20 protein-coding genes are annotated in these 23,145 nt (G+C 75.9%); 15 read left to right on the top strand and 5 right to left on the bottom strand.

The features are described 5' to 3' along the window. Positions 1–160: 160 nt before the first annotated feature. From LGQ04_RS09880 to LGQ04_RS09900, 5 genes are all read right to left on the bottom strand, one after another. On the bottom strand, positions 161–1,135 hold the full coding sequence (locus tag LGQ04_RS09880) for an alpha/beta hydrolase (protein WP_229243545.1): 975 nt from the start codon (positions 1,133–1,135) through the stop codon (positions 161–163). A 76-nt stretch (positions 1,136–1,211) separates the two neighbouring features. After that, positions 1,212–1,922, bottom strand: a complete 711-nt coding sequence (locus LGQ04_RS09885; RefSeq protein WP_229243546.1) for a maleylpyruvate isomerase N-terminal domain-containing protein — start codon at positions 1,920–1,922, stop codon at positions 1,212–1,214. Positions 1,923–1,980: 58 nt separating this feature from the next. Continuing rightward, positions 1,981–3,216, bottom strand: a complete 1,236-nt coding sequence (gene metX / locus LGQ04_RS09890) for a homoserine O-acetyltransferase MetX (RefSeq protein WP_372470039.1) — start codon at positions 3,214–3,216, stop codon at positions 1,981–1,983. Positions 3,217–3,280: 64 nt separating this feature from the next. Next, positions 3,281–4,618, bottom strand: a complete 1,338-nt coding sequence (locus tag LGQ04_RS09895) for a bifunctional o-acetylhomoserine/o-acetylserine sulfhydrylase (protein ID WP_229243547.1) — start codon at positions 4,616–4,618, stop codon at positions 3,281–3,283. Positions 4,619–4,953: 335 nt separating this feature from the next. Further along, positions 4,954–5,457 carry an inorganic diphosphatase gene (locus LGQ04_RS09900; protein WP_229243548.1) on the bottom strand — a complete coding sequence of 168 codons (504 nt, stop codon included), beginning with the start codon at positions 5,455–5,457 and terminating at the stop codon, positions 4,954–4,956. Between the two features lie 162 nt (positions 5,458–5,619). Between LGQ04_RS09900 and dacB the strand changes: the two genes are divergently transcribed. From dacB to LGQ04_RS09975, 15 genes are all read left to right on the top strand, one after another. Continuing rightward, entirely contained in the window at positions 5,620–7,104 is a 1,485-nt protein-coding gene (dacB, locus tag LGQ04_RS09905) for a D-alanyl-D-alanine carboxypeptidase/D-alanyl-D-alanine endopeptidase (protein ID WP_308016388.1), read from the top strand. A 44-nt stretch (positions 7,105–7,148) separates the two neighbouring features. Then, entirely contained in the window at positions 7,149–8,273 is a 1,125-nt protein-coding gene (locus LGQ04_RS09910; RefSeq protein WP_229243549.1) for an Rv3626c family coenzyme F420 biosynthesis-associated protein, read from the top strand. 4 nt (positions 8,274–8,277) lie between these two features. Then, positions 8,278–9,363 (top strand): tRNA lysidine(34) synthetase TilS, encoded by a 1,086-nt coding sequence (gene tilS / locus LGQ04_RS09915; RefSeq protein WP_229243550.1) that lies wholly within the window; start codon positions 8,278–8,280, stop codon positions 9,361–9,363. A gap of 5 nt (positions 9,364–9,368) precedes the next feature. Next, complete coding sequence (gene hpt, locus LGQ04_RS09920; RefSeq protein ID WP_229243551.1) at positions 9,369–9,923, top strand: hypoxanthine phosphoribosyltransferase; 555 nt, start codon at positions 9,369–9,371, stop codon at positions 9,921–9,923. Between the two features lie 121 nt (positions 9,924–10,044). After that, positions 10,045–12,144: an ATP-dependent zinc metalloprotease FtsH gene (ftsH, locus tag LGQ04_RS09925; protein ID WP_229243552.1), complete on the top strand. Its 2,100-nt coding sequence runs from the start codon at positions 10,045–10,047 to the stop codon at positions 12,142–12,144. Further along, positions 12,144–12,785: a GTP cyclohydrolase I FolE gene (gene folE, locus LGQ04_RS09930; RefSeq protein ID WP_229243553.1), complete on the top strand. Its 642-nt coding sequence runs from the start codon at positions 12,144–12,146 to the stop codon at positions 12,783–12,785. Before ftsH ends, folE begins: the two co-directional genes overlap by 1 nt. A gap of 98 nt (positions 12,786–12,883) precedes the next feature. Then, positions 12,884–13,738 (top strand): dihydropteroate synthase, encoded by an 855-nt coding sequence (folP, locus tag LGQ04_RS09935; RefSeq protein ID WP_229243914.1) that lies wholly within the window; start codon positions 12,884–12,886, stop codon positions 13,736–13,738. Between the two features lie 123 nt (positions 13,739–13,861). Continuing rightward, the gene (folK, locus tag LGQ04_RS17730; RefSeq protein ID WP_308016389.1) at positions 13,862–16,270 is read left to right on the top strand and encodes a 2-amino-4-hydroxy-6-hydroxymethyldihydropteridine diphosphokinase; all 2,409 of its coding nucleotides are present in this window, start codon (positions 13,862–13,864) and stop codon (positions 16,268–16,270) included. Then, a complete protein-coding gene (locus tag LGQ04_RS09945) occupies positions 16,270–16,776 on the top strand; it encodes a DUF3180 domain-containing protein (protein WP_229243554.1) in 507 nt (168 codons plus the stop codon). The genes folK and LGQ04_RS09945 overlap by 1 nt, the downstream gene beginning before the upstream one ends. 39 nt (positions 16,777–16,815) lie before the next feature. After that, entirely contained in the window at positions 16,816–17,349 is a 534-nt protein-coding gene (locus tag LGQ04_RS09950; RefSeq protein WP_229243555.1) for a PH domain-containing protein, read from the top strand. Further along, positions 17,346–18,962 carry a PH domain-containing protein gene (locus tag LGQ04_RS09955; protein WP_229243556.1) on the top strand — a complete coding sequence of 539 codons (1,617 nt, stop codon included), beginning with the start codon at positions 17,346–17,348 and terminating at the stop codon, positions 18,960–18,962. The genes LGQ04_RS09950 and LGQ04_RS09955 overlap by 4 nt, the downstream gene beginning before the upstream one ends. Continuing rightward, on the top strand, positions 18,959–19,909 hold the full coding sequence (locus tag LGQ04_RS09960) for a Rossmann-like and DUF2520 domain-containing protein (RefSeq protein ID WP_229243557.1): 951 nt from the start codon (positions 18,959–18,961) through the stop codon (positions 19,907–19,909). Before LGQ04_RS09955 ends, LGQ04_RS09960 begins: the two co-directional genes overlap by 4 nt. Beyond that, positions 19,906–20,895, top strand: a complete 990-nt coding sequence (panC, locus tag LGQ04_RS09965; RefSeq protein ID WP_229243558.1) for a pantoate--beta-alanine ligase — start codon at positions 19,906–19,908, stop codon at positions 20,893–20,895. Before LGQ04_RS09960 ends, panC begins: the two co-directional genes overlap by 4 nt. Positions 20,896–20,939: 44 nt before the next feature. Beyond that, the gene (gene panD, locus LGQ04_RS09970; protein WP_229243915.1) at positions 20,940–21,395 is read left to right on the top strand and encodes an aspartate 1-decarboxylase; all 456 of its coding nucleotides are present in this window, start codon (positions 20,940–20,942) and stop codon (positions 21,393–21,395) included. Next, complete coding sequence (locus LGQ04_RS09975) at positions 21,392–23,059, top strand: L-aspartate oxidase (RefSeq protein WP_229243559.1); 1,668 nt, start codon at positions 21,392–21,394, stop codon at positions 23,057–23,059. The genes panD and LGQ04_RS09975 overlap by 4 nt, the downstream gene beginning before the upstream one ends. Positions 23,060–23,145 lie beyond the last annotated feature (86 nt).

Raw genomic sequence — 23,145 nt, forward strand, 5'->3', positions numbered from 1 at the left:
AGCTAAGCCCTTCAGCGCCGATGGTACTGCCCTGGAGACGGGGTGGGAGAGTAGGACGCCGCCGGACAACCCTTCACCGAAGGCCCACCCCACACGGGGTGGGCCTTCGGCATTTCCGCATGCAGGATCTTCACGACCAGAATTCTCGCGACCAGCGTTCTCACGACCAGCCGTACCCCGCGGTCCAGCGCACGATCTCGGCGAAGAACCGGGCGCGCGGGCCGGGCGCCGAGAGGGCGAGGTCGTGCATCCCGCCCGGGATCCGCACGAGGGTGACCACAGGCCCGAGGTGCTGCGCACGGCGGGCGAGCGGCTCGACGTCGAGCACGATGTCCGCGCCCCGCATGTCCTCCGTCCACCGAGTGCTGAACAACGACCGCTCCGCGAGCAGCACGAGGACCGGGCAGTCCACGGCCAGACCGGCGGCGACCCGGGCGTGGCCGGCGATGATCGCGCGCAGCCACCCTGCGCGGACGGGGAACGAGGGCACAGGACGCCACGCGTCGTCGATCGTCCACGTCGCGTCCGCGCGGTCGCGCAGCGTCCGCGCGTAGTAGCCCGGGTCGACGTTCGGCAGCGGTGCGCGCGGCTGGAACCGCGCGAGCTGCCGGATGGCCGGACCCGACACCGTCCGTGCCAGGGACGACCCCTGGAGCTCGAGCCACGGACTGTTGAGGACCAGGCCGCGCACCCGTCCCGGGTGCCGGTGCGTCCACAGCGCGGCGACGAGACCACCGGTGGAGTGGCCCATGAGCATGACCGCCGCGTGGTCGCCCAGGTCTGCCCGGATCGCCGACAGCGCGGCCTCGATGTCCGCGTCGTACGCGTCCAGGCTGTCGACGTAGCCCGGCGTGTGGTGCGGGCGTAGGCTCCGCCCGTACTTGCGCAGGTCGAGGGCGTAGAAGGCGGCGCCCTGCCCGTGCCAGAGCTCCGCCAGCTCCGTCTGGAAGAAGTAGTCGCTCCAACCGTGCAGGTAGAGCACCGCGCGCGCCGGCCGCAGGGCCTCCGGTGCCGGCGGTGCGTAGCGCACCAGGGTGGCGACGACGCCGCCCTCGTCGTCGTCGGGCAGCTCGAGGGTGCGGTGCTCGTACCCCGCGCCCAGGACGTCGGGCTGCCAGCCCCCGCCGGCCGTCATGAGCGGTCGGCGGACGCGCCGGACGAGGCCTCGACGGACGCGGTGCGCCGGGAGCGTGCCGGGAACGGGTGGTACGTCACAGCAGCGGGAGCATCCTGCCGAGGTCGGGCACCGCCTCGGACGTGTGCACGGGGACGAGCGCAAGGGCGAGCCGGTCCACGTCGTACGGTTCACGACCCGTCGCGAGGCGCGTCCACAGGAGCGGGTCGCGGATCTCGAGGCTCCAGCCGCCCCGTGCGACGACCACCCGCAGGAGCTCGTCGGCGACGGCGTCGAGAGCGGCACGGTCGACCGCGGACCCCGCGGCCGCGGGCAGCGAGCGGGCGAGGTCGTCGGCGTGGACGACGAGCTCGACGACCCGGGAGACCACCATGTCCCGGAGGGTGATCGGCCCGCGCCGCGCCTGGACGACCCGCTCGGTCGCGAGCTCGTCGAGACGGGTGAAGGCCTCGGCGGCCATCCGCTCGACACCACCGAGGCGGTCGGCGGCGAGCTCGTGGTCGAGCTCGCGCGTGACGGCGGTGATCTCGTCGGCGCGCTCGGGGTAGCTGCCGATGTACTCGGCGAACGTCAGGGGCACGGTGCCCGGCGGGACGGGCGTGCACCGTGCGAGGGCGCCGAGCGCGCGGCCGAGGTGGGAGACCAGCTCGCCGACGGTCCAGCCGTCGAGGACGCTCGACCGGTCCGCCGCACGGTCGAGCTCCGAGCCGAGCGCTCGTAACCACCCGTCCAGGAGGTCCCACTGGGTGCGCAGATGACCGCTCGCGGTCGAGGTCTCGGAATCCATGGGCCCATCGTGCCGCACGCGCGGCCGGGGGGCGGCCCGGACGGACCGGACGGACCGGTCAGCGCGCCGCGGTGCGCTCGCCGAGGAAGTCGGCGACGAGCGGGCCGAGCTGGTCGTGCTCGATGAGGAAGCCGTCGTGCCCGTAGTCGCTGTGCAGCACGCGCAGCGGCTCCGCGCCGGGGACGCCGGCGGCGATCCTCGCGCAGTCGGCGGGCAGGAACAGCCGGTCGGAGTCGACGGCGACGACGAGCGTGCGCGCGGTGATCGAGGCGAGGGCGGCGTCGACCCCGCCGCGGTCCCGCCCGAGGTCGTGCGTGAGCATCGAGCGGGTGAGGACGACGTAGGAGTTGGCGTCGAACCGTCGCGCCAGCTTGTCCCCGTGGTGGTCGAGGTAGGACTGCACGGCGTAGCGGCCGTCGGTGAAGGGGTCCTCGCCGCCCTGCGGGAGACGGCCGAACCGTGCGTCGAGCTCGTCGGCGGTGCGGTACGTGGCGTGCGCGATCTGCCGGGCGAGCCCGAGACCGACGTGCGGCCCGTCGCCGTCGGACGCGTCGTAGTAGTCGCCCCCGCGGAACCGCGGGTCGGCGTGGATCGCGCCGATCTGCGGGTGGGCCCAGGCGATCTGGTCCCCGGTGGTCTGCGCGCCCGTGGCGACCGCGGCGATCGCCTCCACCTCGATCCCCGCCTCGGGGCCGAGGACCGCCCACTCGAGCACGCGGTGGCCGCCCATGGAGGCGCCGATGACCAGGGCCCACGACGTGACCCCGAGCGTGCGGGCGAGCTCGATCTCCACCGCGACCTGGTCACGGGCGGTGACGCGCGGGAACCGGCTGCCCCAGGGGGCGCCGTCGGCGGCGGGGGAGGCGGGCCCGGTGGTGCCCTGGCACCCGCCGAGGACGTTCGGTGCGACGACGAACCAGCGGTCGGTGTCGATGGGGGCGCCGGGGCCGATCATGTCCTGCCACCAGCCGGCGGTGCGGTGTCCCGGACCTGCGGGGCCGGTCACGTGGGAGTCGCCGGTGAGGGCGTGGAGCACGAGCACCGCGTTGGAGCCGTCGGGCGCGAGGGTGCCCCAGGTCTCGTACGCGACGCGCACGTCGGCGATCCGTGCCCCGGACTCGAGGTCGAACGTGCCGACGTCCGCGAACCGCCGCTGCCCGGCGTCGTCCCCCTCGAGCCACGCCCCGGTGACGGGCACGGGGCCCGCCGTGCGGGCGCGCGCCGACGCGCCCGCGCGCCGCGTCGCGGAGCGGGCCTGCCGGGGACGGGGGTGCTCGTCGGTCACGGTGCTCACCGTCGGCCACTGTACGGCCGGGGCACCGGCGGCGCCCCGGCCGTCCAGATTCGCCATCGCGCGCTCAGGCGCCCAGCGCGGACTTCGCCGCGGTGAACCCGAGCTCGAGGTCGGCGAGGATGTCGTCGACGTGCTCGATACCGACGGCGAGACGCACCAGCCCGGGGGTGACCCCGGACAGCGCCTGCTCCTCGGGCGTGAGCTGGCTGTGCGTCGTCGAGGCCGGGTGGATGACGAGGGAGCGCACGTCGCCGATGTTCGCGACGTTCGAGTGGAGCTGCAGGGCGGAGACGAACGCCTGCCCTGCCTCGCTCCCGCCGTCGAGCTCGAACGCGAGCACGGCGCCCGCGCCGCGCGGCAGGTACTTCTGCGCGTTCGCGTGCCACGGGCTCGACGGGAGGCCGGCGTAGTGGACGGTGCGGACGTCGTCGCGCGCCTCCAGCCACTCGGCGACCCGCTGCGCGTTGGCGACGTGGCGCTCGACGCGCAGGGAGAGCGTCTCGATGCCCTGGGCGATGAGGAACGCGTTGAACGGGGAGATCGCCGAGCCGAGGTCGCGCAGGAGCTGCACCCGCGCCTTGAGGACGTAGGCGAGGTTCGCGCCGAGGATGCCGTTCACGCCGAGGTCGCGGGCGTAGACCAGGCCGTCGTACGACGGGTCGGGCGTGTTGAAGGTGGGGAACCGCTCGGGGTCGGCCGCGAAGTCGAACGTGCCGGCGTCGACGATGACACCGCCGATGGCCGCGCCGTGGCCGCCGAGGTACTTCGTCGCGGAGTGCACCACGACGTCGGCGCCGTGCTCGATCGGCCGCACGAGGTACGGCGTCGCGACGGTGTTGTCCACGACGAGGGGCACGCCGCTGGTGTGGGCCACCTCGGCGACGGCCTCGATGTCGAGGACGTCGGCGCGCGGGTTGGGGATCGTCTCGGCGAAGAAGAGCTTGGTGGTGGGGCGCACGGCGTCGCGCCAGGCCTGAGGGTCGTGCGGGTCGGTGACGAACGTGGTCTCGACGCCGAACCGGGGGAGCGTGTGGTGCAGCAGGTTGTAGGTGCCGCCGTACAGGCTCGGGGAGGCGACGACGTGGTCGCCCGCCTGCGCGACGTTGAGGATCGCGAACGTCTCGGCCGCCTGGCCCGAGGCGAGGAGGAGGGCGCCCACGCCGCCCTCGAGCGACGCGATGCGGTTCTCCACGACCTCCTGGGTCGGGTTGCCGATGCGCGTGTAGATCGGGCCGAGGTCCTTGAGCGCGAACCGGTCGGCGGCGACCGAGGCGTCGGGGAAGACGAAGGACGTGGTCTGGTAGATCGGCAGGGCGCGCGCCCCGGTGGCGGGGTCGGCGGACTGTCCGGCGTGGACCTGGCGGGTCTCGAAGGACCAGGCGGGGGACTGCTCGGTGCTCATGGGTTCGCTCCTGCGGTGGCGGGGATCGGACGGGAGGGGCCGTGGGGAGCGGCACGGTCGTCGACCGGTCCCACGGCACGAGCGGCGCACGCGGGTCGGGGGTGCCCGGGCGGTCGCCGCCGTCGGCGACCTCTCTCAGGGCAGGCGAACGTGCGCTGCGGTCAGCAACACATTCGACGGGTCATGGCTCGACAGTAGGCACGCACCTCCGGGAGCGACACCCCGTTCTCGCGATGTGAGACCAGATGGTGAGAAGCCGTCCGGGGCCGGGACGCACGACGGCGCCCCGCACCGCGAGGGTGAGGGGCGCCGTCGGGCAGCGGGGAGGGCCGGGGTCAGTGCCCGGGCGTGTGGTACCCCGAGTCGATCGCGCGCTGCAGCGACCGCTCGATCTCGGCCTCGGCCTCGGTGCGGCCCACCCAGTGGGCGCCCTCGACCGACTTGCCGGGCTCGAGGTCCTTGTAGACCTCGAAGAAGTGCTGGATCTCCAGGCGGTGGAAGTCCGAGACGTCGTCGATGTCCTGGCGCCACGCGGCACGCTGGTCGCCCGTGGGCACGCACAGCACCTTGTCGTCGCCGCCTGCCTCGTCGCGCATGCGGAACATCCCGAGCGCACGGCAGCGGATGAGGCACCCGGGGAACGTGGGCTCCTCCAGGAGGACCAGGGCGTCGAGCGGGTCGCCGTCCTCGCCGAGGGTGCCCTCGATGAAGCCGTAGTCGTCCGGGTAGCGCGTCGACGTGAAGAGCATGCGGTCGAGACGGATCCGGCCGGTCGCGTGGTCGACCTCGTACTTGTTGCGCTGGCCCTTCGGGATCTCGATCGTGACGTCGAACTCCACTGCTGTCCTCCAGTCGTACCGGCACCGCGGTCGTCGGGCGGTGGCTGGTCGGGTGTGATCGACGGACGACGCCGTCGTGCGGCTCCTAGTGTGACACGTGCGTCCCCGCCGTGAGGGCGCCGCGAGGCGGGTCCACGGCCTCCCGTGAGTGATAATGCGCACGTGCTCGAGACCGGACCCGTCCTGCGCGACGGCCGGCACGCACGCACGGCAGGTCACGACCGAGGGAGCCGCATGGGCTGGGGCACGCGCGCCGGTGTCGCCGTCGGCGTCGTCGTCGCGCTCACGGGTGGCTACCTCGTCGCGGACGCGGTCGACGTGGTCCCGGGCATGCTCACCACCGCCCCCCCGCCGCCCGAGCCCGCCCCCTTCCCCGACGCGCCCGGCGCCGTCCCCGCGCCGGCGCTCGCCGCGGGCCTCCCCGCGCTCGACCCCGCGGCCCCCGTGCCCGCCGTCGCGACCGTGCAGGACCTCACCGACGACCTCGTCGCCGACCAGCGCCTCGGGCCGCGCGTCGGCGCGCTCGTCGTCGACGCCGCCACGGGCGACGTCCTCGGCACGGCGGGGGAGACCACGGGCCACGTGCCCGCGTCCACGCTCAAGGTGCTCACCGCCGCCGCCGCCCTCACGTCGCCCGGCCCGCACGCCACCCTGCCGACCCGCGCGGTCCTCGACGGGCAGGACACGGTCGTGCTCGTCGGGGGCGGGGACATGATGCTCGCCGCGGGCGCCGGCGACCCGACGGCCGTCAACGGTCGCGCCGGGCTCGCCGACCTCGCCGCCCAGGTCTCCGCCGAGCTGCGGCTCACCGGCGCGACCACCGTGGCGCTGCGCCTCGACGACACCCTCTTCACCGGCCCGGCGGTCTCGCCGGCGGTCTTCGCCGGCAACGTCACCGCCGGGTACGTCGCCCCCGTCGCGGCGCTCGCCGTGGACATCGCACGGCTCGAGGACGAGGAGTACGCGCCACGCGCCGCCGACCCCGCCCTGGCGGCCGCCGAGGCGTTCGTCGCCGCCCTCGACGCCGAGGGGATCACCGTCTCCGGCGACGTGGCCCGGGCGCCCGCACCCGACGACGCCCGCGTCCTCGGCGAGGTCGAGTCCGCGCCGCTCGGCGAGGTCGTCGACTACCTGCTCCAGCACTCGGACAACACGATCACCGAGGTCGTCGGCCGGGTCGTCGCGCTCGACGCCGGGCTCCCCGGCTCGGGCGAGGGCGCGACCCGGGCCGTGCGGGCCGCGGTCGAGGGGCTCGGCGTCGACCTCACGGGCGCGACCCTCGCCGACCTCTCCGGCCTCGGGGACGGCTCCGTGCTCACGCCCCGCCAGCTCGCCGACGTCGTGCTGCTCCTCGCCGACCCCGGGCACCCGCAGCTGCGGACCGGCGCCGTGGGTCTCCCCGTCGCCGGGCTGTCCGGGACGCTCGACGACCGCTTCCTCGACAACGCGGGGCGCGGCGTCGTCCGCGCGAAGACGGGCAGCCTGCCCGACGTCACCTCGCTCGCCGGGACGGTCGTCACCGCGGACGACCGCCAGCTCGTCTTCGCGCTCATGACCGACGCCGTGCCCGACGGCGGCACGTACGGCGCGCGGATCATCCTCGACGACTTCGTGGGGTCGCTCGCGGAGTGCGGCTGCGGCCCCTGACGCGTCGACCCGTCGGTGCGCCGGGTGCGGGATACCGTGGAGCGGTGACGCTCGTCGAGAACGCCGACCGCCCGCCGCGGACCGCGATCGTGGATTGGGGCGCGGCCGCGCAGATCGCCGGACGGCTCGCCCCGCCCGGCCCGACCGCCTCGCGCGACGAGCTGGCCGACCTCGTCGAGGACCTGCGGGACGCGGCCTCCCGGGCCGTCCCCCACGTGCTCGACGTCACCCGCATGACCCCGGCCGGGGACCCGCGCCCGCACGAGCTGGGCACCGTCTTCGTCGTCGACCGCGCCCGGTGGGCGCGCGCCAACACGGAGATCATGAGCGCGCTCACCGAGGGCGTCGCCGACACGCTCCTCGACGACGGCACCGGTCGGCCCCCGCGCGTCCCCCAGGCGACCGCCCTCGTCGGCGCCGCCCAGGTGGGGTCCGTCCTGGCCGTCCTCGCGAGCCGCGTGCTCGGGCAGTTCGACCCCTACAGCGCACCCGCCGACGCCCCCGGGCCGGGCCGGCTCGTCCTCGTCGCGCCCAACGTCCTGCAGGTCGAGCGCGCGCTCGACCTCGTCCCGGCGGACTTCCGCCTGTGGGTCTGCCTGCACGAGCAGACCCACGCCCTGCAGTTCGCCGCCGCCCCCTGGCTCGCCGCCCACCTGCGCGAGCGGGCCGGCCGCCTCCTGGCCGACCTCTCGGCGTCCTCCCGGCGGCTCGCCGAGGCGCGCCTGCGGGAGAAGCTGCGGACCGTCGGGCGCGCCGTCCTCGACGCCGTGCGGGGCGAGGGCACCACGCTCGTCGACGGGTTCCTCACCGACGACGAGCGGCACCAGCTCGAGGACGTCTCCGCCGTCATGGCCCTGCTGGAGGGGCACGCCGACGTCGCGATGGACGCCGTCGGCCCCCGGACGGTCCGCACCGTGCGGAGCATCCGCCGCACCTTCGAGGCGCGGCGCGACGGCGCGGGCGCCTCCGGGGCGGACGTCGTGCTGCGGCGTCTCCTCGGCATGGACGCGAAGATCGCCCAGTACCGCGACGGCGCCGCCTTCGTCCGCGCCGTCGAGAAGGAGGTCGGCCGGGACGGTTTCAACGCCGTGTGGGCCGCGCCCGAGAACCTCCCCACGGCCCGCGAGATCGCCGACGCGCGCGCCTGGGTGCGCCGCGTCCACGGCTGAGCCGGTGGGCGGTCCCGACCCGGTCGTCGCCACGGCGCGTCGCGCCGTGCGCGGCGCGCTGCGCGACCTCGCGCCCCACGACCTCGTCCTCGTCGCGTGCTCCGGCGGGGCGGACTCGACGGCGCTCGCGGCCGCGACCGCGTTCGTCGCCCCCCGGCTCGGGCTGCGGGCGGGGGCTGTGGTCGTCGACCATGGTCTCCAGGACGGCAGCGCGGACGTGGCGGGCGCGGCGGCGGCGCGGTGCGCAGGACTGGGCCTCGACCCGGTGGACGTGCGCCGCGTCGTCGTCCCGCGCACCGGGGCCGGGCTCGAGGCCGACGCCCGGACCGTGCGGTACGCCGCGCTCGACGCGGCCGCGGACCAGCACGGCGCTCGTGCCGTGCTGCTCGGGCACACGCTCGACGACCAGGCGGAGTCCGTGCTGCTCGGCCTCGCACGAGGGTCGGGCGCGCGCTCCCTCGCGGGCATGGCCGACCGACGCGGCCGCCTGCGCCGCCCCTTCCTCGGGCTGCGGCGCGCCGACACCGAGGCCGTGTGCACCACCCTCGGGCTCGCCTGGTGGGACGACCCCACGAACGTCGTGCCCGACGCCGCGGGGCCCGTCCGCTCGCAGGTGCGGGCCCGCGTGGTCCCGGCGCTCGTCGACGTCCTCGGCCCCGGCGCCGTCCCGGGCCTCGCGCGGACCGCCGACCTGCTGCGCGACGACGCCGACCTGCTCGACGACCTCGCCGCGGACCTCCTCGACCGGGCGCTCGTCGGACCGTCCGGCGGTCCCGAACCGTCCGGCGGTCCCGGCGTGCCTGGCGCTCCCGGTGCCGCCGACAGGGGACCGGTCGGGCTCGACGTCGGCGTGCTCGCGGACGCGCACGCGGCGCTACGGCGCCGGGCGCTGCGGGCCGCGGCGCTGCGAGCCGGATGCCCCGCGGGCGACCTGTTCGCGGTCCACGTCGACGCCCTCGACGCCCTCGTCACGGCCTGGCGCGGCCAGGGGCCCGTGCACCTGCCGGGCGACCTGAGGGCGGCGCGCGCGTGTGGCAGGCTTTCCCTGGGCCCCGCCCCCTCCCACCGCACCCCCCCGACCCAGGAGTGACCCCCGTGGAAGCATCGGACGTCGCAGGCGACCTCGAGAACATCCTCCTCACCGAGGAGCAGCTCGGTACGCGGCTCGACGAGATCGCCGAGCAGATCGACCGCGACTACGCGGGCAAGGACCTCCTGCTCGTCGGGGTGCTCAAGGGCGCCGTCATGGTCATGGCCGACCTGGCCCGCCGCCTGAGCCACCCGGTGGAGATGGACTGGATGGCCGTCTCCTCGTACGGCTCGGGGACGAAGTCGTCCGGCGTGGTGCGGATCCTCAAGGACCTCGACGCGGACCTCACCGGCAGGCACGTGCTCATCGTCGAGGACATCATCGACTCCGGCCTCACCCTGTCGTGGCTGCTGTCCAACCTGCGCTCGCGCGGGCCCGCGTCGGTCGAGATCGCGGCGATGCTGCGCAAGCCCGACGCGGCCAAGACCGTCGTGGACGTGCGCTACGTCGGATTCGACATCCCGAACGAGTTCGTCGTCGGGTACGGCCTCGACTACGCGGAGAAGTACCGCAACCTGCCGTTCGTCGGGACGCTCGCGCCGCACGTGTACTCGGCCTGACCGGGCCACGCCCTGGGCGAACAGGGGCCCGTACCACAGCGGGCCCCCAGGCGGAGCGTGTAGTTTCGAGCCCGAACACTTGCGCGAGCGGAGGGATCCGGGGCCGCGCGCCCCGTCGCCGATGAACATCAAGAAGATTCTCAGCGGGCCGATCATCTGGATCGTGCTCGGCCTCGTGATCCTGTGGATCGCGTTCACGACCCTGTCCCGGCCGAGCGTCCAGCGGATCGACACGTCCGCCGGTCTCGAGCTGCTCGCGGGCGACACGGTGGACCAGGCGCTCCTCGTGGACGGCGACCAGCGCGTACGCCTCACGCTGTCCGACCCCTACGTGACCGACGAGGGCACGGACGACGAGCACGACTACGGGACGAACGTCGAGTTCTTCTACGTCGCGCCGCAGGGCGAGGCCGTCGTGGACGCCGTCGTGGCCGCCGAGCCGGAGGACGGGTACAACTCGGAGGTCGCGCAGCCGTCGTTCTGGACGTCGCTGCTCGGCCTGCTCATCCCGTTCCTCATCATCGGCGTGCTGTTCTGGTTCCTGCTGTCCCGCATGCAGGGCGGCGGCTCCCGGGTCATGGGCTTCGGCAAGTCGAAGGCGAAGCTCGTCTCGAAGGACACGCCCCAGGTGACGTTCGCCGACGTCGCGGGCGCCGACGAGGCCGTCGAGGAGCTGCACGAGATCAAGGAGTTCCTCGCCGAGCCGGACAAGTTCCAGGCCGTGGGCGCGAAGATCCCCAAGGGCGTGCTCCTGTACGGCCCGCCGGGGACGGGCAAGACGCTGCTCGCGCGCGCCGTCGCCGGCGAGGCGGGCGTGCCCTTCTACTCGATCTCCGGCTCGGACTTCGTCGAGATGTTCGTCGGCGTGGGTGCGAGCCGTGTGCGCGACCTGTTCAACCAGGCCAAGGAGAACTCGCCCGCGATCATCTTCGTCGACGAGATCGACGCCGTCGGCCGCCACCGCGGCGCGGGCATGGGCGGCGGGCACGACGAGCGCGAGCAGACGCTCAACCAGCTGCTCGTCGAGATGGACGGGTTCGACGTCAAGACGAACGTCATCCTCATCGCCGCGACGAACCGCCCCGACATCCTCGACCCCGCGCTCCTGCGCCCGGGCCGCTTCGACCGGCAGGTCGCGGTCGAGGCGCCCGACCTCAAGGGCCGCGAGGCGATCCTGGGCGTGCACGCGCAGGGCAAGCCGATCGTCGACGGGATCGACCTCGCCGCCGTCGCGCGCCGCACCCCGGGGTTCACCGGTGCCGACCTCGCGAACGTGCTCAACGAGGCCGCGCTGCTCACCGCGCGCAGCGGCGCCCAGCTCATCGACGACCGCGCGCTCGACGAGGCGATCGACCGCGTCGTCGCCGGGCCGCAGAAGCGCACCCGCGTGATGAACGTCAAGGAGCAGAAGATCACCGCGTACCACGAGGGCGGCCACGCCCTCGTCGCCGCGGCGATGCGCTACACGGACCCCGTCACGAAGGTGACGATCCTGCCGCGCGGCCGTGCGCTCGGCTACACGATGGTCATGCCGACCGAGGACAAGTACTCCACGACGCGCAACGAGCTGCTCGACCAGCTCGCCTACGCGATGGGCGGCCGTGTCGCCGAGGAGCTCGTGTTCCACGACCCGACCACGGGCGCGTCGAACGACATCGAGAAGGCCACGGCGATCGCCCGCAAGATGGTCACCGAGTACGGCATGAGCGAGCGCGTCGGCGCGATCAAGCTCGGCAGCGGGTCGGGCGAGCCGTTCCTCGGCCGCGACATGGGCCACCAGCGCGACTACTCCGAGTCCGTGGCGGGGACCGTCGACCACGAGGTCCGCAAGCTCGTCGACGCCGCGCACGACGAGGCGTGGGAGGTGCTCACCCAGTACCGCGACGTGCTCGACGCGCTCGTCCTCGAGCTCCTGGAGAAGGAGACGCTCAACCAGGCCGAGCTCGCGCGCGTGTTCGCCCCTGTGGTCAAGCGCGACGCGCGCGACGTGTGGCTGTCGAGCGAGCAGCGCGCCGTCTCCCAGCGTGGCCCGGTGCTCACCGAGGCCGAGAAGGCGTCGCAGAACGGCCACCCCGTCATCCCGCAGGACGAGGCCGCGGCGGCGAACGACGAGCTGCCGCCGGAGCGCGTCGGCGAGGTGCCGGCGGACGCCCCGCTCGACCGGGCCGTCGGTCAGGACGGGGCGGGCGACGGCGTCAGCGACGCCACGGGCCGGCCCTGATGACGCACCAGGACGGGGCGGGCGGGATCACCCGCGCGGGGTCCGCGGAGGACCTGCGCGCCCCGGCGGAGGTGCCGCCCTACGACGCCGACCGGGCCGAGGCGGCCGTGCGCGAGCTCCTGCTCGCGGTGGGGGAGGACCCGGACCGCGAGGGCCTGCGGGAGACCCCGGCGCGGGTGGCGCGCGCCTACCGCGAGATCTTCGCCGGGCTGCGGCAGGAGGCGGGCGACGTCCTCACCACGACGTTCGACCTCGGGCACGAGGAGATGGTGCTCGTCAAGGACATCGAGGTGTACTCGACGTGCGAGCACCACCTCGTCCCGTTCCACGGCGTCGCGCACGTCGGGTACATCCCCAACGTCGACGGACGCATCACCGGGCTGTCGAAGCTCGCCCGGCTCGTCGAGGTGTTCGCCCGCCGCCCGCAGGTGCAGGAGCGCCTCACCTCGCAGGTCGCGGACGCGCTCGTCGAGCACCTGCTGCCGCGCGGGGCGATCGTCGTGGTCGAGTGCGAGCACCTGTGCATGTCGATGCGGGGCGTGCGCAAGCCCGGTTCGCGGACGGTGACGTCCGCCGTGCGCGGCCAGATGCGCGACCCCGCGACCCGGGCCGAGGCCATGAGCCTCATCCTGGGCCGCTAGGCCCGGTCGACGCCGTGACCCGCGACACCTCGCCCCTCCCGGGCGACCTGCGCGTCGCCGGGCTCGACGACCTCGCCGGGCTGGGCCGGACGCTCGTCATGGGCGTCGTCAACGTCACGCCGGACTCGTTCTCGGACGGCGGCGAGTGGTTCGAGCCCGACGCCGCCGTGGCCCACGGGCTCGAGCTGCTCGCCGAGGGCGCGGACGTCCTCGACGTCGGGGGCGAGTCCACCCGCCCGGGCGCGGGCCGCGTGCCGGTGGCCGACGAGCTCGCCCGCGTCCTGCCGGTCGTCTCCGCGCTGGCGGAGCGGGGCGCCGTCGTCAGCGTCGACACGACACGCGCGGTCGTCGCGGAACGCGCGGTCGCGGCCGGTGCCCGCCTCGTCAACGACGTCTCGGGCGGGCTCGCCGACCCCCGCATGGCGGACGTCGTCGCCCGCACCGGGGTGGCGTACGTCTGCATGCACTGGCGCGGGCACGCCGACGTCATGGACGACCTCGAGGACTACGACGACGTCGTCACGGACGTGCGGTCCGAGCTGGCCGCCCGGGTCGACGCGCTCCTCGCGGCGGGGGTGCGGCGGGAGCAGGTCGTCCTCGACCCCGGTCTCGGCTTCTCCAAGTCGGGGACCGCGAACTGGCCGCTGCTCGCCCGTCTCGGCGAGGTCCGGGACCTCGGCCTGCCCGTGCTCGTCGGGGCGTCGCGCAAGCGTTTCCTCGGTCACCTGCTCGCCGGCGTCGACGGCGACCCGGCCCCACCGCTGGCCCGTGACGACGCGACCGCCGCCGTCACGGCCCTCGCCGCCGCCGCGGGCGCGTGGTGCGTGCGCGTGCACGCGGTGCGCGCGTCGGCCGACGCGGTGCGCGTCGCCGCGGCGTGGTCGCGCGGTGCCGAACCGTCGGGGCACCCCGACGGCGCCCCGGGCGACTCGACGGAGCGGCCCGCGACCTAGCAGGATGGGGCCGCGGGCCCGAGCACGGCAGGCAGCACGGACCGGACCGCCCGGTTCCACTCACGACAGCGGACCACGACCGCCCCAGGGCGACCGTGGTCCCTCGCCAGGACGGAGTACGACGTGACCACAGCGTTCGCAGGAGCGGTCCTCGACGCGGACGGGCGGCCGTTCGACCGGATCCGGCTCACGGGGCTCAGCAGCACCGGCCACCACGGCGTCTACGACCACGAGAAGGTGGACGGCCAGCTCTTCCGCGCGGACGTGGTGCTGCACCTCGACACGCGCGAGGCGGCCCGGGGCGACGACCTCGCCGACACGGTGAGCTACGCGGGCGTCGCGGAGGACGTCGTGGCGGTGCTCGCCGGATCGCCGGCCGACCTCATCGAGACCGTGGCGGAGCGCATCGCCGCGACGATCCTCACGCACCCGGACGTCGTCGCGGTCGACGTCGCGGTGCACAAGCCGCAGGCGCCGCTGTCCGTCCCGTTCGACGACGTCGAGGTCGTCATCCGCCGCGACCGGGTCGTCGCGCCGGTCGTCGCGCCCTTCGGGCGTCGCGACGGCCACGCGGCCGCGCCGATCCCCGTGGGCTCGGTCGCTCCCGCGCTCATCCACGGGGTGGAGGCGGGTCGCGAGCCGGAGCCCGAGCCGCTGCTCGCCGAGGCGCCGTCGGTGATGCCCCCGAGCATCCCGCCGGCGGGGTCGCCGTCGGCACCGCCCGTCCCGCCGCCCGCGGCGACCGAGCACCCGGCCCTGGTCGACGACCAGCCCGACGCCGCCGGCCCGGACGAGCACGACGACGCCCGCCTCCCGGCCGGGCCCGAGACCGGCCCGGTCGCGGACGAGCGCGACGAGGACGACCGCTCCGCGCCCCCTGCCGCCTTCGAGGAGCTCGCGCACCACGGTGCGACGGCGACCGACGCCCAGGCCGACCACCGTCCCGAGGACCGGGCGGAGACCGTCACCCCGGTGGCCGCGGGCGACGCGTCGCACCTCGCCGTCGCCCCGCCCGTCCCCGTCCCGCCGCCCGTGGACCCCCTGGCGACCGGGCCCACCGCCCCGGACGACGACGCCGCTGCGGCGGACGACGTGGCCGGTACCGACGAGGTGACCGGTGGGGACGACGTCGTGCCGCACCCCGCACCGTTCGACGCGCCCGCACCCCAGGACGTCCGGGACGAGGCGCACGACGTCGTGGCGGCGCCCGCCGAGCAGGAAGCACCGGCGGAGCGCGAGCACGACCGCATGGACGAGGTGCCCGCCGGGTTCGTGGAGGTCGTCCTCGCGCTCGGGGCCAACCTCGGCGACCCGCAGCAGACGCTGCACGACGCGATCACCGACCTCGACAGGATCGCGGGCCTGGAGATCACCGAGGTCTCCCCGCTGGCCCGCACGGCCGCCGTGGGCGGTCCGGAGCAGCCCGACTTCCTCAACATCGTGCTGCTCGCCCGGACCCGCCTGTCGGCCCGCGACCTGCTGCACGCGTGCCAGGGGGTCGAGAAGGCCCACGGCCGTGTCCGCGACGAGCGGTGGGGTCCGCGGACGCTCGACGTCGACCTCGTCGTGTACGGGAACCTGACGGCCGTCGCCGACGACCTGGAGCTCCCGCACCCCCGCGCCCACGAGCGCGCGTTCGTGCTCGAGCCCTGGGCGCAGATCGCGCCGGACGCCGTCCTCCCGGGGCTCGGCGGCGGGCCCGTGGCGGCGCTGGCGGCGACCGCGCCGGACCGGGGCGGCATCCGCTGGCTCGCGCTCGACTGGCTGACGGAGCCGGCGCCGAACCCGACGGGCGCCGTGCCCGTGACGACCGCCCGGCAGGACGCCGCGCCCCCGCCCCCGGAGGCGCCCGTGCACTCGGGGGAGGCCGCACCCGCCGGACCTGCCGCTCCTGTCCCGCCCGCGCCGTCGGCGGCCCCGTCGCCCGCGACCGCGCCGACGCCGCACCCTGCGGCGCGACCGGCCGAGCCGTTCCGCCACGACGAGTCGTTCCGCCCGGAGGAGCAGTTCCGCCTGGAGGAGCAGTTCCGACCGGAGGAGCGGTTCCGACCGGTCGAACCGTTCCGACCGGCCGAACCGACACACCCGGTCGACGACGTGCGCCCGGCCGAGGGGACACGGCCCGTCTTCTCCCCGGTCGCCGACGGACCGGTGCCCGCGCCGAACCCGGGCCCGCCCGCGGTCCGGCTGCCCGAGCCGCCGGAACGCCCTGCGCCCGCGCCGACGCCCGAGCACGACGGCATCATCCGAGGGGTGCCGTTCGCACCGGTCGCCGCCCCGGGGCCGCTCGCGGACCCGGCGCTGCACCCCGCGGCCCGCCCGGCCGAGCCCGCGCCGGCCCCGCCGTCGGCCCCCGCGCCGCCGTCGGCGCCCGTCGCTCCGCACGCCCCCGCGCAGCATCCCCCGGCGCAGCAGTCTCCCGCGCAGCAGCCCCCCGCGCCGCAGGCACCGCCTCGTGAGTCCGCGGAGCCGGTCTCGCCGTGGCCGGCGTTCCCGCCCGTGCACGACCCGTCGCGCGACCCGCAGCGCTGATGCGACGGACCTCGGTCGGCACTCTCCTGCTCGTCGCCGCCGTCACGACGGCGGTGGGCTGGCTCGTGGTGCGCTGGCTGGAGGGCCGGGGGACGTACCTGCCCGCGGTGCCGTGGGTGGTGGACGTCGCGATCGTCGCGCTCGCCGGGGCGGTGCTGTGGGCGGGCTGGACGGTGCGGTCCTACCAGAAGGGCAAGCGGCCGGGCCTGGACCCGATCCGGGCGGCGCGGACGTTCGTGCTCGCCAAGGCGGCCGCGCTCACGGGGGCCCTGCTCGCAGGGTGGTACGGCGCGCAGGTCCTCGCCGTGCTGGGTGACCTGGCGATCGAGGCCCGTCGCGACCGCGCGGTCGCGGCGGGTGTCGCGGTCGGGTGCGCGGTGGTCCTGGCGGTCGTGGGTCTCCTCGCGGAGCGCTTCTGCCAGCTCCCGCCGCCCGGCGAGGAGGACGAGGTGCGCGGGCGGCGTGGTTCGACGGAGGCGGACGGCGAGGCGGGCGCCTCGGCCTGAGCGCTGTCCGGTGCACCGACCGGATGGGAGAATCGAGACATGACCGACCAGGACCGTGCCACGACGTCCGCACCCGCGACCCCGGGCGCCGGCGGCCCGTTCGACCCGCCGGGCGTCGAGTGGACCCGCGTGTCGCCCCGCCTGGCGACGGCGCGGCTGCTGTCGGCCGGGATCGTCCTCGCGGTGCTCCTCGTCGTCGTGGTGGTGCTGCTCCTCCTGGTCGACCACTGGTGGCCGTGGATCCTCGTGGCGCTGCTCGTCGCGGACGCCGTGTGGACGGTGGTCGTCGTGCCACGGCAGGTCCGCGCCATCGGCTACGCGGAGCGGGACGACGACCTCCTCATCCGCAAGGGCATCATGTTCCGGACGCTCGTCGTCGTCCCGTACGGTCGCATGCAGTACGTCGACGTGCAGGCCGGCCCGTTGGCCCGCAGGCTCCGCATCGCGCAGGTCCAGCTGCACACGGCGTCCGCGTCGACGGACGCGACGATCGACGGTCTGGAGCCCGCCGAGGCGGACCGCCTGCGCGACCGTCTCGCGTCGCGCGGCGAGGCCCGGCTGGCCGGCCTGTGAGCGGGGGCGACGCCCGGGTCGAGGCGGTGCCGCGGCCGGGGGCGGACGAGCTCGAGTGGCACCGGGTGCACCCCGTCACCCCGCTGGTGCGGGGGTGGACCGTCATCGCGGTGCTGCTCGTCGTCGTCGGGCAGCAGGCGCTCAACGGGCTGCCGGAGGGGCAGAACGTGTTCGAGGGGGACCTGTGGTGGCAGGTCCTGCTGGGCGTGCTCGCGATCGGTCTCGTGGGTCTCGGGTACTCGGCGCTCGCGTGGCGCATGACGAGCTACGCGGTCGACGACGAGTCCGTGCACCTGCGCACCGGGGTCCTGTTCCGGCAGCAGCGGCGGGCGCGGCTCGACCGGCTCCAGGCCGTCGACGTGTCCCAGCCTCTCCTCGCCCGGTTCTTCGGCCTGGCGGAGCTCCGGCTCGAGGTCGCCGGGGGCGGCGACTCGGGCGTGAAGCTCGGGTTCCTCAAGGACGCCGACGCGAACCGGCTGCGGGTCGAGCTGCTCGCGCGGGCCGCGGGTCTGCGGGTCGACCACCCGGCGGCGACGGCGCCCCACGGCGTGGGGGCCCCGCACCCGGGCACGACGCCCCCGGGCGCCCCGGACGGGACGCCCCCTGGTGCGTCCCCCGTCGCGGGTGACCACGCGGCCCAGGTGCCCGCCCCGACGCTCGAGGCTCCCGAGCAGCCCGTGACGGCCGTCCAGCCGGGGCGTCTCGTCGCGTCGCTGCTGCGCTCGGGCGCCACGCTGGGTCTGGTCCTCGGCATCCTCGGGATCGTGGGCGTGGTCGTGGGCACGCGCGAGATCGGCATCCTCTTCAGCGCGCTGCCGGCCGTGCTCGGCTTCGGCGGCTACCTCTTCCAGCGGTTCACCGGGGAGTTCGGCTTCCGGTCCGCGATCTCGCCCGACGGGATCCGCCTGCGTCACGGCCTCCTCGAGACGCGCTCGCAGACGATCCCGCCCGGTCGCGTCCAGGCGGTGCGGCTGCTCCAGGGCCCGTTCTGGCGCGGACCGGACTGGTGGCGCGTCGACGTCAACGTCGCCGGGTACGGCCCGAGCGCGGACGGGACCCAGACGAAGAGCGTCCTGCTCCCGGTGGGCACCCGGGACGAGGCGCTCGCGGCGCTGTGGCTCGTGCTGCCGGACCTCGGCACACCGGACCCGCGCGCGCTGCTCGACGAGGGCCTGTCGGGGCGCGACGCGGGCGACTACTTCGTCGTGTCGCCGCGGCGTGCGCGCCTGCTCGACCCGCTGTCGTGGCGGCGCAACGGGTTCAGCGTGACGGACCGCGCGCTCGTGCTGCGCAGCGGTCGGGTGTTCCGCAGCCTCGTCGTCGTGCCGCACGAGCGCACCCAGTCGCTGGCGCTCCAGCAGGGGCCGCTGCAGCGCCGGTTCGACGTCGCGACGTTCGCGGTCCACTCGACCCCGGGCCCGGTCGTCCCGATGGCGCGGCACCTGGACGCGGGCGACGCCGCGCGCCTCCTCGACACGCAGGCCGCCCGTGCGCACGAGGCGCGCGCGCACCAGGGGCCCGAGCTGTGGATGCGTCGCGACGAGGTGCCGCTGGACGCGTCCGCGGACGGGCCGGCCGAGCCCGTGGCGTCGGGCGAGGGGCGGGACGCGTGAGCGGAGCACGCCCGGGCCGCCTCGGCGTCGGGGTGGTCGGCGCGGGCCGGGTCGGGGCGGTCCTGGGGAGCGCGCTGTGCGCCGCGGGGCACGCCGTGGTCGGCGCGAGCGGCATCTCGGAGGCGTCGCGGGACCGGGTGGAGGCGTTGCTCCCAGGCGTGCCCGTCCTGGAGGTGCCCGACGTCGTCGAGCGGGCGGAGCTCGCGCTCCTCGCCGTGCCCGACGACGCGCTGCCGGGCCTCGTCCAGGGCCTCGCCGACGTCGGGGCGTGGCAGCCCGGGCAGATCGTCCTGCACACGTCCGGCCGGTTCGGCGCGCGCGTGCTGGACCCGGCGCGCGCGGCCGGCGCGATCCCGCTCGCGGTCCACCCGGCGATGACGTTCACGGGGACGTCGCTCGACCTGGCCCGGCTGGAGGGCACGACGTTCGCGGTGACGGGCCCGGCGCCGGTCCTGCCGATCGGGCAGGCGCTCGTCGTGGAGCTCGGCGGGGAGCCGGTGGTCGTCGCGGAGGAGTCGCGCGGGCTCTACCACGCGGCTCTCGCCCACGGGGCGAACCATCTCGTGGTGCTCGTCGCGCAGGCGGCACAGGCGCTCGAGGCCGCGGGCGTGGAGCATCCGGGACGAGCCCTCGCCCCGCTGCTGTCCGCCGCGCTCGACGGGGCGACGCGCGCCGCCGACCGTGCCGCGGAGTCCGGCGCCGGGGCCGCCGGGGCCATCTCGGCGCTCACGGGACCGGTGTCGCGCGGGGACGTGGGCACCGTCGTCGAGCACCTCGCGGCCCTGCGCGGCCTGGCGGCGACGAGCGACGCCGAGGACGTGCTCGCCTCGTACGTGGCCCTGGGCGGGGCGGCCGCGCGCCGCGCGCACGCGAGCGGCCGGATCGACGCGGCGGCGGAGCGGGCCGTGCTCGACGCGCTGGACGACGCCGAGGAGGTCGGAGGATGACCGCCGGACCCACGCCGGGACCCGTCGCACCCCGGGTCGCGACGACACGGGACGCGCTGCGGGCGGCGCTGCGCGAGCCCGCCCCGGGCCGTGGTGCGCCGGGCGGGCGCGCGGTGGTCATGACGATGGGGGCGCTGCACGCCGGCCACCTCGAGCTGGTGCGTCGTGCCCGCGCCGCGGTCGGGCCGCGGGGCGAGGTCGTCGTGACGGACTTCGTCAACCCGCTGCAGTTCGGCCCGGGCGAGGACTTCGAGCGGTACCCGCGCGACGTCGCGGGCGACGTCGCGCTCCTCGCGGCGGCGGGCGAGGACGCGCGTGTCGACGTGGTCTTCGCGCCGTCGGTGGACGAGATGTACCCGGGGCTGCGTGCGGGCGCGCCGGTCGTGCGGGTGTCGTCGGGCCGGTTCGGGACGGCGCTGGAGGGCGCGGCGCGGCCCGGGCACTTCGACGGGGTGCTCACGGTCGTGCTCAAGCTGCTGCACCTCGTGCGGCCCGACGTCGCGGTGTTCGGCGAGAAGGACGCCCAGCAGCTCCTCGCGGTGCGCCGCATGGTCGCTGACCTCGACGTCGACGTGGAGGTGCTCGGCGTCCCGACCGTGCGGGAGGCGGACGGACTCGCCCGGTCCTCGCGCAACGCGTACCTCGCACCGGCCGAGCGCGAGCAGGCGCTCGCGCTGAGCCGCGCGCTGCGGGCCGGAGCGGACGCGGCGGCGGCGGGCGCGGGCGCGCTCGAGGTCCTCGCCGCGGCGCGGGGAATCCTCGACGGTGCGTCCGGTGTTGACCCGGATTACCTGGTGCTCGTCGACCCGGCTACCGTGGAGGACCTGGCGCCCGGCGCCGTCGGCCCGGGGCTCCTCCTCGTGGCCGCGCGCGTGGGCACCACCCGACTCATCGACAACACGGCCGTCACCCTCGCGCCCGCGACCCGGGCCGCGGGGGAACCCCCCGCGGGCGGCCGGACCCAGCACCCTGGAGGAACCGCGTGACCGCGCCGACCCCCCGTTCGCGCCCGGCGTCGCTGCAGCGCCCCATGATGATCGGCAAGATCCACCGGGCGACGGTGACGCAGGCCGACCTGCACTACGTCGGGTCGATCACCGTGGACGCCGACCTGCTCGACGCCGCCGACCTCTACCCGGGCCAGCAGGTCGACGTCGTGGACGTGACGAACGGGGCACGCCTGACCACGTACGTCATCCCGGGGGAGCGCGGCGCGGGCCAGGTGTGCATCAACGGTGCCGCCGCGCACCTCGTGAACCCGGGCGACGTCGTCATCCTCATCGCCTACGGCACGCTCTCCGACGAGGACGCGCGCACGTACCTGCCCCACGTCGTGTTCGTCGACGAGCACAACCGCGCCGTCGACCTGTCGGACGAGCCGGGGCTCGTCCCGGACGTGCCCGCGGCCGACGGGCTCGCCCCGAGCGGCGTGTCCTTCGCGTCGGTCCGGGCGGGCGTGCCCGACGCCGCGGCCTCCCGCGGGTGAGCCCCCTCGCCCGCACCCTCGCCGCCCCGGAGCCGGGGTGGACGACCACGGCGGACGCGATCGTCGTCGGCTCCGGCATCGCGGGCCTCACGGCCGCGCTCGAGCTGCGCACCCGCGTCCCTCGGGTGCTGCTCGTGACCAAGGGCGAGCTGTCGTCCGGCTCGACGGTGTGGGCGCAGGGCGGCATCGCCGCCGCGCTGGACCCGGAGGACTCCCCGGAGGCGCACCTCGCGGACACCCTCGTCGCCGGGGTGGGGCTGTGCGACCCGGTGGCCGTCGAGGTGCTCGTCACGGAGGGGCCCGCGCGGGTCCGCGAGCTCGTCGCGCGCGGCGCGAACTTCGACCGGGCGGACAACGGCGACATCGCGCTCACGCGCGAGGGCGGGCACCACGCCGACCGGATCGCGCACGCGGGCGGGGACGCGACGGGCGCGGAGATCTCCCGCGCGCTCGTCGCGCAGCTCGACGCGGTGCGCGCCGACCCCGGCATCGAGGTCGTGGAGAACGCCCTCGTGCTCGACGTCCTGACGACGGCCCCGGGCCCGGACGGGCGGCGTCGGGCGTGCGGCGTCACGCTCCACGTCAAGGGCGAGGGCACGCGCGACGGCGTCGGCGCGGCGCTCGCCCGCGCGGTCGTGCTCGCCACCGGCGGCGTGGGCCAGGTCTTCCGCTCGTCGACGAACCCCCCGCAGGCCACGGGCGACGGGATCGCCGCGGCGCTGCGCGCGGGCGCGGAGCTGGGCGACCTGGAGTTCGTCCAGTTCCACCCCACGGTGCTGTGGCTCGGGCTCGGCGCCAAGGGCCAGCTGCCGCTCATCTCCGAGGCCGTGCGCGGCGAGGGTGCGATCCTCCTCGACACCGACGGGCACCGGTTCATGCCCGCCCAGCACCCGCTCGCCGAGCTCGCGCCCCGCGACGTCGTCGCGCACGCGATCGTGCGGCAGATGACGGCGACCGGCTCGGACCACGTGCTCCTCGACGCCCGCCACCTGGGCGCCGACTTCCTCCGGGCGCGGTTCCCCACGATCACCGAGCGGCTCGCCGAGACGGGGATCGACTGGACGGAGGAGCCCGTGCCCGTCGCGCCCGCGCAGCACTACCACTCGGGCGGCGTCGTCACGGACCTGCACGGGCGCTCGTCGCTCGACGGGCTCTACGCCATCGGCGAGGTCGCCTGCACGGGCGTGCACGGCGCGAACCGGCTCGCGTCCAACTCGCTGCTCGAAGGCCTGGTGTTCGCCCACCGCGCCGCCCGAGAGATCACCGACCGGGTCGCGTTCGGCGACCTCGTGGTCGGCGAGCCCGCCCCGCGCCCCGGCCCCTCCGCGCTCGTCGCCGCCGCCGCACGGTCCCGCATCCAGTCCGTCGCGTCGGCCGGGCCGGGCGTCGTGCGCGACGCCGACGGGCTCGCCACCGCCGCACGCCGCCTCGCCGCGATCCGCACCGACGCGCACGAGGCGAGCGACGTCGTCGCGCAGCCGCAGGCCGCCGAGTGGGAGACCACGAACATCCACCAGGTCGCGTCGGCGCTCACCGCCGCCGCGGCGCTGCGCACGGAGAGCCGCGGCGGCCACTTCCGCACCGACTTCCCCGCGCAGGACCCGGCCTGGGAGCGGCGCGTCGTCGTGTCCCTCGCCGAGGACGGGACCCTCCTGGTGCGCTGACGCGCCGGTGCGCGCCGGTGCGCGCCGGTGCGCGCCTACGCGTGCACCACGCGCGGACCGCCGGCCCTCCGCGCGTGTCCCGACGC

The sequence above is a fragment of the Cellulosimicrobium marinum genome (genome assembly GCF_020551945.1).
Lineage (GTDB): Bacteria > Actinomycetota > Actinomycetes > Actinomycetales > Cellulomonadaceae > Cellulosimicrobium > Cellulosimicrobium marinum.

Excerpts from the sequence above, each read along its gene's own strand:
- LGQ04_RS09950 (WP_229243555.1), top strand. The coding sequence starts at position 16,816 with ATGACCGACCAGGACCGTGCCACGACGTCCGCACCCGCGACCCCGGGC.
- panC (WP_229243558.1), top strand. The coding sequence starts at position 19,906 with ATGACCGCCGGACCCACGCCGGGACCCGTCGCACCCCGGGTCGCGACG.
- LGQ04_RS09945 (WP_229243554.1), top strand. The coding sequence starts at position 16,270 with ATGCGACGGACCTCGGTCGGCACTCTCCTGCTCGTCGCCGCCGTCACG.
- folE (WP_229243553.1), top strand. The coding sequence starts at position 12,144 with ATGACGCACCAGGACGGGGCGGGCGGGATCACCCGCGCGGGGTCCGCG.
- panD (WP_229243915.1), top strand. The coding sequence starts at position 20,940 with ATGATGATCGGCAAGATCCACCGGGCGACGGTGACGCAGGCCGACCTG.
- folP (WP_229243914.1), top strand. The coding sequence starts at position 12,884 with ATGGGCGTCGTCAACGTCACGCCGGACTCGTTCTCGGACGGCGGCGAG.
- LGQ04_RS09880 (WP_229243545.1), bottom strand. The coding sequence starts at position 1,135 with ATGACGGCCGGCGGGGGCTGGCAGCCCGACGTCCTGGGCGCGGGGTAC.
- ftsH (WP_229243552.1), top strand. The coding sequence starts at position 10,045 with ATGAACATCAAGAAGATTCTCAGCGGGCCGATCATCTGGATCGTGCTC.
- LGQ04_RS09895 (WP_229243547.1), bottom strand. The coding sequence starts at position 4,618 with ATGAGCACCGAGCAGTCCCCCGCCTGGTCCTTCGAGACCCGCCAGGTC.
- LGQ04_RS09885 (WP_229243546.1), bottom strand. The coding sequence starts at position 1,922 with ATGGATTCCGAGACCTCGACCGCGAGCGGTCATCTGCGCACCCAGTGG.